Source organism: Roseateles sp. GW835-FHT13E02 (assembly GCF_058794035.1).
The window spans coordinates 97,188-110,291 of the sequence record NZ_JBXAGJ010000022.1; the positions used below are offsets into that span (position 1 = coordinate 97,188).

Sequence of the window (13,104 nt, forward strand, 5' to 3'; positions counted from 1 at the left end):
ACGGGGAGGCAAAGGTCGGGAGCGCCGCGCATGCCTGCGCGGCCCGACACAGCCCGGAGTCAGGGGCCTCGGACGCGGGGTAGCAGCAGCATCAGCGTGCTCCTCGCTGCAAGAGCAGCTCGCGCATGGCGGGCGTCGACGCTTGGTTCAGGGCCGAACGCCAGACCCGACCATCGGACATCGGGGTCTGCACCTGCAGATTGATCAGGGCGCCATGCGCCAGGAGCAACTGGGCCATGGCCAGGTCGCCCCGACGTGCGGCCTGGATCAAAGGCGTTTCATCGCCCAGCACGGCGGCATTGACATCGGCACCGGCGTCCAGCAGGCGCTGGGCGATGGACAGCTGGCCACCCTGAGCAGCCAGGATCAGCGCATTGCCGTCGCCCCGGCTGCTGATATTGGCGTCGGCACCGGCCTTGAGCAACAGTTCCACCAACGCGAGGGACTGGCGGCGTACCGCCATCATCAGCGGCGTTCCGTCGCCAGGCCGGGCCAGATTCAAGGGCGCGCCCTCGGCCAGCAGTGATTGCACTCCCGGCACATCCTGGCTCGCCACGCGCTCCAGCAGCACGCTCAATCGGCCCAGCTCGCTGACGCTCACCTGCGCATGGCGAGCCGGCAGGTCGGCCAGCTGCAAGTGCTGGGTCAAAAACAGGCTGCTGCCCAAGAGCAGCAGCGCCAGCAGCCCGCCCTGCCACAGCCACTGCGGGCGCTGTTCCTGCCGCAGCACTGCGTCAATGCGCAAGGCAAGCAGTGGCGCATGCCACCAGCGCTGGGCCAGCGCGCGCCCCGGTCCCCGATCCCCCGGCTGCTTCTGCTGCAGCAGAGCGCAATCCAGAAGCGTTTGTGCGTAGCGATGCGGCTGCGCCTGCTGGCGGCTGACCAGGGCATCACAACGAAGCTCGCGCCAGCGACTCAGCTCTTGCGCCGCGATCCGCCAGGCCGGGCTCCACCAGAACAAGCAGCTCAAGGCTTGCTGTAGCACATGCTGGCGCAGATCACCCTGCTGCTGATGGCAGAGCTCATGCTGCACGATCAGGGTCAGCTGCGCGGCATTCAGATGCTGCAGGTAGGCGCTTGGCAGCAGGATTTCCGGCTGACGCAGCCCCACCAGCATGGCGCTGTCCACGCCGGGGTGAACCCGCACAGGCACAGGGCAGCCTGCCGGCGCCTCCTTCCAATTCAGGGCCTGCTGGCGCAGAGCGCGAGTCCGGCGATAGCTTTGCCCCAGACGCACGGCCTTGAAAGCACTCACCATCGGCAGCAGCCACCACAACCAGGTCGGCGGAGCCAGCCTCGCCAGGAGCTCGGAACTCAAAGGCCAGCTGATCGCGAGCGGGGCCAAGGGGTCCAGAACCGCCTCTGGCCCTGGAAGCGCTGAAGACGTAGCGCCCAAGGGCTGCACACTGGCATGAAACCAGGGCAGCAATTGCCGATCCATGGCCCAAGGCTGCAACATCAGCAAGGGCAGCAGGAACAGGGCCCCGGCCCAAAGCCACCACAGGCCGAGCATGCCGCCCGGCGACACGCGCCCCTGGAGCCGGCGGCTCCACCCCAAGATGGGCAGCAGCGCCAGGCTCAACAAGCCGTGCAACAAGACATACAGACCCCAGCCCGTGGCATCCATCGCGCGCCTCCTCGCCGCCTTGTGTTGCGGCCTCAGCCGCGGGGGCGTTTGGCGTGGAGCTGAGGCTGGGCCGCGGTGGCTGCAGAGGGATCCTGCGCCGCGGCTTGCGCTGCAGCCCGATCGATCTGGGCCTGCAACTGACTGGCCACCTCAGGTGACAAGGCCTCCTGGTTCAGCAGATGCTGGGCCAGCAAGGTCGGCGAGCCGCCAAAGAATTTCTTCAACAAGCCCAGCAAGGCCTGGCTTCGGGCTTCTTGCTGCACCGTGAGCGCCTGGTAGACAAAGGCCTTACCCTGCTTCTCGCAGCTGACATGCCCCTTGTCCAACAGGATGCGGCACAGGGTCTGAACCGTGGTGTAGGCAAGCTCATGCTCAGTCGACAGCTCCGCCGCAATCTCGCGCACCGTCATGGCACGCCCGCGCCAGAGGACCTGCATGATGCGCTGCTCTGCGGGGGTCAGTTCGGTGGACTTGGGGCGGGCCATGAAGCGCTCCTACTAATTAATTAGTTTTATTCTGGCTCAAAGACGTCATCCTGACAACTAATTCTTTAGTATTGAAATGCAACTCGGCTCCAGACCATGGAACCCGCAAGAGTCCGCAGAGGGGCGCGCCCGGGCCAATGAAAAGGGGCGGTGTCGATGCGACCCGCCCCACGATCCGGCTGAAATGCGCTCCGCCCCGCTCGATCAGGCGCGCTTGAGCGCGCGCTCTGACCCATCCCCCCAGTGCCGCAGCTTGTGGCCGAGGGTGGCGTAGAACAAGATGAATACATAGCACGGCAGCATCACCCAGTAGGCACTTTGCGGGCCACTGGCGTCCGCAAAATGGCCGTAGGCCATGGGTAACAGGGCGCCGCCGGCGATGCCCATGATCAGCAAGGCCGAGCCGCTGGCGGTGTGACGGCCCAGGTCTTGCAAGGCCAGAGGCCAGACGGCCGGCCAGACCAAGGCATTGGCCAAGCCCAAAGCCGCCAGACAGAACACGGTGTTGGGCACGGCCGGCACGCCAGCCCAGCCCAGCAACAACTGTGAAAACCCGCTGTCCTGGCTGGAACTCAGAGCGACTGCCGCAGACAGCAGCACCCCCAGCGCAGCCGAGGCCTGCAAGGCCGTCTTCTGCGAGATGAAACGCGGGATCAAGAGCACACCAGCCAGGTAACCCATCACCATGGCGGCCATGGTGTAGCTGGTCAACACGGCATAGTTCGCCACCCCCAGCTGCTGGCCGTACAGGCCGATGGTGTCGCCAGCGATCACCTCGACACCCACGTAGACGAACAGGCTCAAGGCACCCAGCACCACCTGCGGGAAGCGAAACACCTCGCCCAGGCGCACCGGCGCGCTGTCGCCTGCGTCGTCCAGATCGGGTTCGGCCAGTGAAGAGAAATGGATGACCGCGGTGAACACCAGCAGCACACCGGCCATCACCAGATAGGGCGTGATCAGGCGCGAGGCCAGCTCAGCGCGGGCCAGGGCGCGCGCCGCAGGCTCCAACGCAGCCAGGTCGACGGCCGCCTTCTGGTCGAAGCCGGAGAGGATCAGTGCCGAGAACACCAGGGGGACGACGATGCCGGCGCCCTTGTTGAACAAGCCCATGATGCTGATGCGCATGGCCGCGCTCTCGCGCGCGCCGATGCAGACGATGTAGGGGTTGATGGCCGTCTGCATCAGCGTCATGCCCGAGGCCAGCGTGAACAGCGCCAACAGGAAGAGCCCGTAATGGCCGACCTTGGCGGCCGGGATGAAGAGCAAAGCGCCCACAGCCATGACCGCCAAGCTCAGCGTCATGCCGCGCTTGTAGCCGGTGCGCGCCAGGATGGCGGCCGAGGGCAGCGCCATCACGGTGTAGGCGATGTAGAAGGCAAAGGTGACCCAGAGCGCCTGGAAATTGTTGAGCTCGCAAACAATCTTGAGGAAAGGGATCAACGAGCCATTGAGCCAGGTGACGAAGCCGAGGATGAAGAACATCAGGCCGATGAAAAGCATGGCCAGAACCACGCTGCTGGCAGTGGAGCCGGCGCGGGAGGCGGATGAGGTCTGCTGCTGGTTCATGAAGGTATCCAGGTGATCACAAGAGGCTGCGGGCGCTTTCGCCCCGCATCAAGCCGCCCGTCGAGGGCCGCCCACAAGGCAACAGGCCTCCCTCCGCTGAAGGTGGGAGGCCCGTTGCGACGGCCCCAGCGTGCCCGCCCGGCAGAGCGGGCACGCTCAGGCGCGTTCGACGCCCGTCAGAACTTGGCGCGCAGACCGATGCCGAAGCGGCGGCCGTTCTCGTACACGCCCAAGGGCAGGCCATCACTGGTATTGCTGCGCACCAGCTCGTTGCCCAGGTTGACCGCCGAGGCAAACAGCGAGACCTTGGGCGTGATGTCCCAGCTGGCCGAGGCATCCCACTGGCCGTAGGCGCTGTTGACTTCCTGACCGCCCATCTTCGTACCACCGTAAGACTTGGAACGGTAGTTGTAGGACACACGGGCGCTGATGCCATCGCGCTCGTAGTACACGCTGGCGTTGTACTGGTCACGCGAATTGCCCACGACCTGCAGGCGCGGCTGGCCGGCCACAGCACCCGCCTTCGCATCGGTGAAGGTGTAGTTGGCCGTGGCGCCGAAGCCGCTGCGGCCGAAGGCCTGTTGCCACTGCAGCTCGAAGCCCTTGATGTCGGCACCGTTGTCGGCATTCAAGGGGCGCGAGACATTGAGCACCTCGCCGTTGATGGTTTCCTGCTTGGTGTCGGTGTAGTTGAAGGTGTCCAGCTTCTTGATGAAGACCGTGCCCGAGAGCAGCGAGCCTTCCTCGAAGTACCACTCGGCGCCCAGCTCGGCCTGGTTGGAGTGGATGGGCTTGAGCAGCGGGTTGCCGGCCTTGGCCTTGGTCAGCACGGTGCCGTCGCGGGTCAGGCCCGGGTTGAGCACGTCGAAAGTCTGGCGTGCCATGGCTTTGGAGATGGCGCCACGCAGGATCAGGTCCTTCTGCAGCGAGTACGCGACGTTCAGGCTGGGCAAGGTGTCGGTGTAGTTGTTGTCCTGGCTGATCGGCTTGAAGGTCTTGTCGGCCGCCTGGGCAAAACCGTTCGAGGTCTGCTGGGTCTTGACGAAGCGGACGCCAAAATCACCGCGCCACTTGCCGCTGGAGAAGTCTGCCTTGACATAGGCGGCCGAGATCTTTTCCTTGATCTTGTAATGCTCGTTCAGCACGTCGGCATACGTCATGTTCTTGTCGAACATGGGAATGGCCTTGCTGGCCACCAGCGCATCATCAAACCACAGGTACTGGGTCAGCGCACCGGGCGAAGCAGCGGCCTGGCTCAGCTGGGGCGATGGGCCGGTGGAGAGATCGCCCAGGGTCAGGTTTTGCCAGCTGGCGGCGGCGCCGTTGGCCGTCCCCTGGCTGCGGAAATTCTGCTGCGTGCTGTCGCGGTGCTTGCCACCGAACTTGACGGTGGTGATGAAACCATTGTCCACATCCAGGGTCACATCACCCTGCAGATAGTTCTCCTTGCTCTCCATGCGGCGAACGCGATCGCTGGTGCCGCCGCCGGGCTTGAGCACCAGGCCCTTGTAGCTCAGCGGGTCCATGTCGTACTTGACGCCGTACTTGTCCAGGCCCATATCGATGGTGGCCGTGGCATTGCCTTCCATCCAGAAATGCCGGTCATGGCGGCTGCCGCCTTCCGACGAGGTGGTGCCCGCCTGGCCGTGGAAGGTCCAGCGATCCGTGCGGAAGGTACCGTCCAGATCGAGCACCTTGGCCTTCACATAGGACTCGCGGTAGATGGGCTCAAAGGACACATTGGTGGGGCCGATCGAGCCGCCGACCAGGGCCTTGGTGCCGTCCGAGGTGGTGATGAAGCTGGGGTTCTGAACCTTGATGACACCATCCACCGCCTGACCGCTGGCCTGCCAGAGGTAGTTCTGGTTGCTGTTGTCCATCTTCATGTCCGAATTCATGTAATTCAGGACAATCTCGGTCTGCTGGTTGGGCTGGAACTGCAGGGCCAGGTTGCCGGTGGTTCGATCGCGATCCTGGCGGAAGATGGCCGAGCCGCCACCCCATGCGGCATAGGCCTTGGTCGAGGCCGCGCCGGTGGGCACATTGTTCTTGTCGACCGGCTGGACCTCGTACTTGCCGTCATCGAACATCTCCAGGCCATCGCGGCGCATGGTTCGGGTTTGCTTGCTGAGAGCCAGCATCACACCGAAGGTCTTGTCGGCGCTCTTCCAGTTCAGCAAACCGGAGGCCTGCGGATCGGTCTTGCCCGGCAGCTGGCTGTAGATGGCCTCGGCCGAGGCTTGCAGGGTCAGCGCATCCTTGAAGGCCAAGGGCTTGCGGGTCTTGACGATGACCAGACCGCCGATGCTGCCTTCATCCAGATCGGCCGAGGGGCTCTTGTAGACATCGAGGCTGCCGACGATTTCAGACGGCAACACGTCGTAGTTGAAGCTGCGGGTCTGGGCTTCATTCAGCCACCACTCCGAGCTCGACACGGCCTGGCCGTTGAGCTGGGTCATGTTGAGGTTCTTGTCCGTGCCGCGCACGAAGATGGCCTTGCCCTCGCCCCAGCTGCGGTCCACCGAGATGCCCGGCACGCGCTGCAGCGAATCGGCCACGTTCTTGTCAGGGAACTTGCCCACATCCTCGGCCGAAATCGAATCGACGATGCTGGAGTTCTCGCGCTTCTCCACGAGGTTCTTGTTCAGCGTGGCGCGGATACCGCGGATCTCCACCTTCTCCAGCTCATTGGTCTTGGCCGGCTCATCTGCCGCATGGGCAGCTTGCAAGGCCAGCGTGCCAATCACAGCGCTGATCAGTTGGGGCAGCAGTTTCTTCTGGAACGACAAGGGCTGGTTCATGGAACAGGTCTCCGAGAGTTTCTTTTGCGTCTTGCTTGATGAAGTTGAATCAGTCCGCTGCGATGAAAGCGCAGCAAGCCGGGCAGGCCCATGCTTCGACCTCGGCAATTTAGCGGCCCGACGCAGCGCCAGATCAGCACGTTGCGTTTTGCAGGACTTCATTGCACCAGTCTTACAAAGCAGGGGCTGATGCAAGACGGAAGCGCGGGGATACCCGCGGTTTGAAGGGCGGGAAGCGGCACAAAGCCGTCGCTCAAATTGGGCGGCGATCGGGCCGACTGGGCACTCTGCTCCGTTCATGTCCCCCGTCGCCCGACTGTGTCGGGCGCCTCCTCCTTTACTTCACTTCGCAGAGCACCCAGCCGCCCCGATCCAGCAAGGCCTTGCCCCTTCGACGAAGACGCCGACCGGTTGAAATGACAAGGGGTGTCGGGTGAGTGCTGAAGCGAAGTTAAGGAGGAGGCCCGCGCGCAGCGCGGACCGGGGGACATGAGCGGAAGCACTTGCCAGGCGACCCTTGGCAACAGCCCAATCTGAGCGACTGCTTTGTGCCGAAACCGGCAAGCCAAACCCTGAACTTCCCCACCAACAGTAAAAAAGAGGGCGGCGCCTCGCGACACCGCCCTCCCCGATTGAGCTGCAAAGGCTCAGAGCTGCGGCGCCGGCACGATGGTGGCGCAGCAGTCACCGAAGCCGATGCGGCGGGCACCGCCGGCCAGGCTGCTGGTTTCGGCATAGCCGCGCAGGCTGATGCAGTCGCCATCTTGCAAGAAGGTGCGCGTCTCGCCATTGGGCAGGGTCAGGGCTTGCTTGCCGCCCAGCGACAGCTCCAGCAGCGAGCCGCCTTCCGCAGCATCGGGGCCGGACTGGGTGCCCGTGCCCATCAAGTCGCCCGGCTGCAGATTGCAGCCATTGCTGGCGTGGTGGGTCAGCATCTGAGCCAGGGTCCAGTAGGCATGCTTGAAGTTGGAGCGCATCAGGCGTGTGGCGGGCTCGCCGGCGGCGCGCATCTTCTCGGTCTGGATCCAAACCTCGAGTTCGATCGCATAGCCGCCTTCGCTGCGATTGCGCGGTGAATCGATGTAAGCCAGCGGTTGCGGGTCTTCGGCCGGATGTGAGAAGGGCACGCGGAACGGCTCCAGCGCCTCCATGGTCACGATCCAAGGCGAGATGGTGGTGGCGAAGTTCTTGGCCAGGAAGGGGCCCAGCGGCTGGTATTCCCAGGCCTGCACATCGCGGGCCGACCAGTCGTTGAGCAGGGTCACGCCGAACAGGTGCTCGTCGGCCTGCTCCATCGGGATGGGGGTGCCCAACTCATTGCCGCTGGCCACAAAGACGCCCAGCTCCAGCTCATAGTCCAGGCGCTTGCAAGCCGCCAACACCGGCACTTCAGCATCGGGGCTTTTCAGCTGGCCCAGCGGGCGGCGCACCGTGCCGCCGCTCACGCCGATGGACGAGCTGCGGCCGTGGTAGCCGATGGGCACCCATTTGTAATTGGGCAGCAGCGGGTTGTCCGGACGGAACAGCTTGCCCACCGTGGTGGCGTGGTGGATGCCGGTGTAGAAGTCGGTGTAGTCGCCGATGCGGCAGGGCACGGCCATCTGCGCCTCGGCTTGGGCCAGCAGGCAGGCGCGCAGGGCGGCCTCTTGCTTGGAGCCGGTCAGCAGGGCATCGAACAAGGCATGGCGCAGCTCCAGGCGCGCGGCCGAGGGCTGGCCCATGAAGGCATTCAGATTGCCATCGGCCAGGGGCTGCAGCAGCACCTGCACGCTGCTGCTCCACTTGCCGGCGGCGGCGGCCAAGCGCAAATCGAGGATCTGCTCGCCAATGGCCACGCCGACGCGGGCGCTCTCATTGCTGCCGGCGCGGCGGAACAGGCCATAGGGCAGGTTTTGGATGGGGAAGTCGGTGTCGGCCGCATTGGCGCTGTCCACCCAGGACTGGGCGCTGGGGCTGTGGGTGTGGTCGATCAAGCTCATGGAGGATGTTCTCAAACTATCGGTCAATATTGCTGCAGTCGGTTCAGGCGCTGAAACGGTCTTGCAGGCCGCTCCAGCACTGGGCATAACTGGCTTCCAGCGCGCCACCGTTCAGGGCGAATTCGGTGGGCAGCAGGCGCCAGCGGGTCTCGAACATGAAGGCCAGGGTGTGGTCCAGCTTGTGCGGCGCCAAGTCCACGCTGCTGGCCTTGGCAAAAGCTTCGGTGTCCGGGCCATGCGGCACGTAGGCATTGTGCAGGCTGGAGCCGCCGGGCTTGAAGCCCTCGGGCTTGGCGTCGTACTGGCCCAGCACCAGGCCCATGAACTCGCTCATCACATTGCGGTGGTACCAGGGCGGGCGGAAGGTGTCCTCGGCCACCATCCAGCGCGGCGGGAAGATCACAAAGTCCACATTGGCCCAGCCGGCGGTGTCGCTGGGCGAGGTCAGCACGGTGAAGATGCTCGGATCCGGGTGGTCGAAGCTGATCGAGCCGATGGTCATGAAATGCGCGGTGTCGTACTTGTAGGGCGTCAAGTTGCCATGCCAGGCCACCACATTGAAGGGCGTGTGCCCCTGCTCGGCGCGCCAGAGCTTGCCACCGAACTTCTTGATGATCTCGTAGGCGCCGGCCTCGGCTTCGAAATGCGCCACCGGGGCCAGGAAGTCGCGCGGATTGGCCAGCCCGTTGGAGCCGATCGGGCCCAGCTCCGGCAGGCGGAAGGGCGCGCCGTAGTTCTCGCAGATATAGCCGCGCGAGGGGCCGTCCACCGCCACCTTGAAAGCCAGGCCGCGTGGGATCAGCGCAATCTCGCCCGGCTTCACATCCAGGCGACCGAGCTCGGTGGTGATGCGCAGAGCACCCTGCTGCGGCACGATCAGCAGCTCACCGTCGGCGTTAACGAAGGCGCTGCGCTCCATCGAGGCATTGGCCAGGTAGAGATGCGCAGCCATGCCCACTTGCGCATCGGGGTCGCCGTTGACGACCAGGGTGCGCAGGCCGGCAACGAAATCGCTGCGAGCCTCGGGGATGGCGGTCGGCGCCCAGCGCAGCGGGTCCGGCGGAGCGGCCTGGCCCTCGGCCGCACCGGTTTTCAGAAAGTCATGGCTCAGGGGCTGATAACTGCCCACCACGACGGAGGGCTGGCGGCGGTACATCCAGGTGCGCAGGTTCTCGGCACGCGGCGCGGTGAAGGCCGCCCCCGAGAGCAACTCGGCGTACAGGCCATGGGCCACCTGCTGCGGGCTGTTGCGGCCCACGGGCAGGCTGCCGGCCACGGCCTCGGTGACATGCTGGTTGCCGAAACCGGCTTGGTAGTTCAGGGCTTCACTCATGGTGCAGATTCGATGGAAGTCAAAGTCGGAGATTCGGGTTCGCGGGCCAGTTCGATCGCCTCGCGCAGCAGCGCGCTGTCGCCGATCTGGTTGGCCAGAATCAAGCTCAGCTTGGCCAGAAAGCGCTGGGCCTGGCCCTCGTCCAGATCGCTCTGGGCGGCGATCAGGTGTTCGTAAAAACCGTCGGGGTCTTGCAGATTCGGTTGGCGTTTCAAAGTCGCGGTCGACGCAGCGGGTGACGCGATCGGTGCAGGCGCAGGGCTGCGCGCCAGGGCGCGGTCCAGGGCCTGCGCCACAGCCGCCGCGTCGAAGTTGCGCCAGCGTGCCGCCACCACCTGGTCGGGGCGGATCAGGTAGACGGTGCCAGGTCGGGCGTCCAGTCGGGCGGCCAGCAGGCCCTCGGCGTCGATCAAGTCTTCGCCCACCACGAGCGCATGACACTCAGCCGGCACCCCTGTCGCGGCCACCGCGCCGAAGCTCAGGAGCACAAAGCCCGCCCCCGCCCGGTGCAGTTCGCGCAGCAGCCAGCTGGGCTGGCCGGCACAGCGCACTGGCGCATCGGACACGGGCTCACCCGGTGCCGGGCCGGCATCGAACCTACCCGGCTCATCAGGCGTGTTCAAGGGTGAGCCGCGGTAGGCCGTGGGCATGGAGAGCCGGCCGCTGTTGACCAGGGGTCGGGCCAGCGGCTCGCGCCGGGCCAGCTCCAACACGGCATTGCGCAGTTGCAGCGAAGTGGCGGTCTTGGGGGTGATGAAATCGGTCGAGCGGGTGGACTGGCGCAGGTTGTCGTCAGCGGCGGCCGCGCGCTCGCCGTGGTAGCTGTCCAGCAGGGCTTCGGGCGCGCAGCCTTGCAGCACGGCGGCCAGCTTCCAGGCCAGGTTGTCGGCATCCTGCACGCCGCTGTTGGCGCCGCGTGCGCCAAAGGGCGAGACCTGGTGCGCGGCATCGCCGGCGAAAAGCACACGGCCATGACGGAAGCGGTCGATGCGGCGGCAGGCGAACTGGTAGACCGAGACCCACTCCAGTTCGAATGGCACGTCCGGGCCCAGCATGGCACGCACCAGGCGCTGCACGTTCTCGGGCTGGCGTGCCTGCTCGGGGTCGGCCTGCCAGCCGAGCTGGAAATCGATGCGCCAGATGTTGCGGCTCTGCCGATGCAGCAGCACCGATTGGCCGGGGTGGAACGGTGGGTCGAACCAGAAGCGCCGCTCGGTCGGGAAGCCCAGGGCCTCGGGGATGTGCACATCGGCGATCAGGAAGCGGTCCTGGAAGGCCTTGCCGCTGAACTCCGCGCCCACCATGCGGCGGACATCGCTGCTGGCGCCGTCGCAGGCCAGCAGCCAATCGGCGAGCAATTCAAACTCCCCCTCAGGCGATTCGATGCGCAGGCGCAGCGGGCCGCCCTCCTCGCTGGCGTCCCCAGCCTCTTCAGCCAGCGCCAGCAGCTTGTGCTTCCAGCGCAGATCGATCCGCGGCTCGGCCATGCAGGCAGCCACCAGTCGCTCTTCCAGGTGGTACTGCTGCAGATTGATCATGGCCGGCTGCTCGTGGCCGGCTTGGGGCAACAGGTCGAACTCGTAGGCCAGGCCCTCGCCATGGAAGACACGGCCCAAACGCCAGCTCACGCCCTGAGCCACCAAGTCTTCAGCCAGGCCCAGGCGCGACCAGATCTCCAGCGTGCGTTTGGCATAGCAGACCGCGCGCGAGCCGATGCTGACGCTGTTGTTGTCGTCCAGCAGCACGACGGCCAAGCCACGTGCCGCGCAATCAAGCGCCAAGCTCAGGCCCACCGGCCCGGCGCCGACGATCACCACCGGGCGGCGCACCGCCTCGCCGGTGGCGCGCCAGTGCAGTTCGTCGGCGCTGATGTGCGCCTCGTACTGCGGGTAGACGTAGGGATCGCGCATGGGCTTGAGCCTCAGACGCCTTCCAGCGCCTTCCACATGGCCACATCGCGTTCGGCCGTCCAGATGCGCGGGTCGGCGTGGCCGCTGGCCTCATCAAACGCCCGGGTCACATCAAAAGGCATGCAATGGGCAAAGATCACCCAGTGGCCATAACGCGCTGCCAAGCGGGCATAGGTCTCGCGGTAGACGGCGTTGAGGTCCAGGCCCGCGGCGGCGCCGGCCTTGACGCTTCCGTAGAGCTCGCTGACAAAGGCGCGTGTGCCGTTCAGTCCCGCCTGCACCTGCTCGGGCGTTTGCAGGGCGGCGCCGCGTCCCGGCACCAGCTTGGCGGGGTTGAGCGCGGCCAGGCGGTCGAGGGTGGCGGGCCAGTCCTGGAAGTAAGCGTCGCCGGCATAGGGCGTGGCATCGAACTCGACCAGATCGCCCGAGAACAGCACTCGGTCCTGCGGCAGCCAGACCACCGTGTCGCCCTTGGTGTGGCCACGGCCCAGTTGCAGGATCTGCACTTCCAAGGTGCCCAGCCAGAGCGTCATCTTGCCGGTGAAAGTGAGGGTCGGCCAGGTCAGGCCCGGCGGCACCGACTCCACGGCATTGAAGAGGCGCGGGAAGCGGCCGATCTCGCTGGCCTTGTCTTGCTCGCCACGCTCGACGATCAGATCGTAAGTGTCCTGGCTGGCAATGATCTGCTCGCAGCCCTCGGCCCGGTAGGCGCTGGCGCCCAGCACGCGCACGGCGTGGTAATGGCTGAGCAGCACGTACTTGATGGGCTTGTCCGTCACCTCGCGGATGCGGCGAATCACGTCCTGCGCCATCACCGGCGTGGCCTGGGTGTCGATCACCATGACCGCGTCATCGCCGATGACGATGCCGGTGTTCGGGTCGCCCTCGGCCGTGTAGGCGTAGGCATGCGGCGACAGCTGGTCAAAGCTGACCTTCTTGACCTCCAGATCGGCTTGCGAAGCAAAGGTCTTGGGGCTCGTCGAGTTCGGGTGGCTCATGACAAAGGTCTCGGTGAGGGGCCATCGCAGGCGCCGGAACAGCACAAAGCGGCAGGCCTCGATTTAACCAAAGTCAAATGAATTTGTCTATATTTAACAAATTCAGCAACCGCAAATCAAATTCATGATGGGCAAGATTCGGCTCATTGCAGACCTCGGCTGTGTTGTTCTTTCTCGCTGCGGTGGCTCGGCCCGCCGCCGGGCTCATGGTTCGCGGGTCGGCTCTGTGAGCCGACTTCCCTCGGTGCTCACTGCCCGGCTCAGCGGCGCCAAACTCCCTCCGTTCGCTGCGCTCACTGTGGTCAAACAGTGGCGCCGAGTCAGTGCTTGAAGCGCGCGAGTACGCGCGCCTGAGCCGCTCCGCTGCGCCCTCGGCCGCGCACAAATCGCCCGTCGGCGGGC

General features: G+C 65.4%; 9 protein-coding genes. All 9 read right to left on the reverse strand.

Going from position 1 to position 13,104, the window contains the following annotated elements:
* Nucleotides 1–91: 91 nt before the first annotated feature.
* A complete protein-coding gene (locus AC1Q6P_RS19650) occupies nucleotides 92–1,627 on the reverse strand; it encodes a M56 family metallopeptidase (protein ID WP_492663050.1) in 1,536 nt (511 codons plus the stop codon).
* Nucleotides 1,628–1,659: 32 nt separating this feature from the next.
* A complete protein-coding gene (locus AC1Q6P_RS19655) occupies nucleotides 1,660–2,112 on the reverse strand; it encodes a BlaI/MecI/CopY family transcriptional regulator (protein ID WP_171827882.1) in 453 nt (150 codons plus the stop codon).
* 204 nt (nucleotides 2,113–2,316) lie between these two features.
* On the reverse strand, nucleotides 2,317–3,681 hold the full coding sequence (locus AC1Q6P_RS19660; RefSeq protein WP_492663049.1) for a sugar MFS transporter: 1,365 nt from the start codon (nucleotides 3,679–3,681) through the stop codon (nucleotides 2,317–2,319).
* A gap of 176 nt (nucleotides 3,682–3,857) precedes the next feature.
* Entirely contained in the window at nucleotides 3,858–6,482 is a 2,625-nt protein-coding gene (locus tag AC1Q6P_RS19665; protein ID WP_492663048.1) for a TonB-dependent receptor, read from the reverse strand.
* Nucleotides 6,483–7,129: 647 nt separating this feature from the next.
* The gene (fahA, locus tag AC1Q6P_RS19670; protein WP_492663047.1) at nucleotides 7,130–8,461 is read right to left on the reverse strand and encodes a fumarylacetoacetase; all 1,332 of its coding nucleotides are present in this window, start codon (nucleotides 8,459–8,461) and stop codon (nucleotides 7,130–7,132) included.
* Between the two features lie 43 nt (nucleotides 8,462–8,504).
* The gene (gene hmgA / locus AC1Q6P_RS19675; protein WP_492663046.1) at nucleotides 8,505–9,794 is read right to left on the reverse strand and encodes a homogentisate 1,2-dioxygenase; all 1,290 of its coding nucleotides are present in this window, start codon (nucleotides 9,792–9,794) and stop codon (nucleotides 8,505–8,507) included.
* Nucleotides 9,791–11,704: an FAD-dependent monooxygenase gene (locus AC1Q6P_RS19680; protein ID WP_492663045.1), complete on the reverse strand. Its 1,914-nt coding sequence runs from the start codon at nucleotides 11,702–11,704 to the stop codon at nucleotides 9,791–9,793. The genes hmgA and AC1Q6P_RS19680 overlap by 4 nt, the downstream gene beginning before the upstream one ends.
* Nucleotides 11,705–11,715: 11 nt before the next feature.
* Nucleotides 11,716–12,702, reverse strand: a complete 987-nt coding sequence (locus AC1Q6P_RS19685) for an MBL fold metallo-hydrolase (RefSeq protein WP_492663044.1) — start codon at nucleotides 12,700–12,702, stop codon at nucleotides 11,716–11,718.
* Between the two features lie 73 nt (nucleotides 12,703–12,775).
* Nucleotides 12,776–13,104: hypothetical protein (locus AC1Q6P_RS19690; protein ID WP_492663043.1), on the reverse strand; the 329-nt coding region annotated here is incomplete at its 5' end.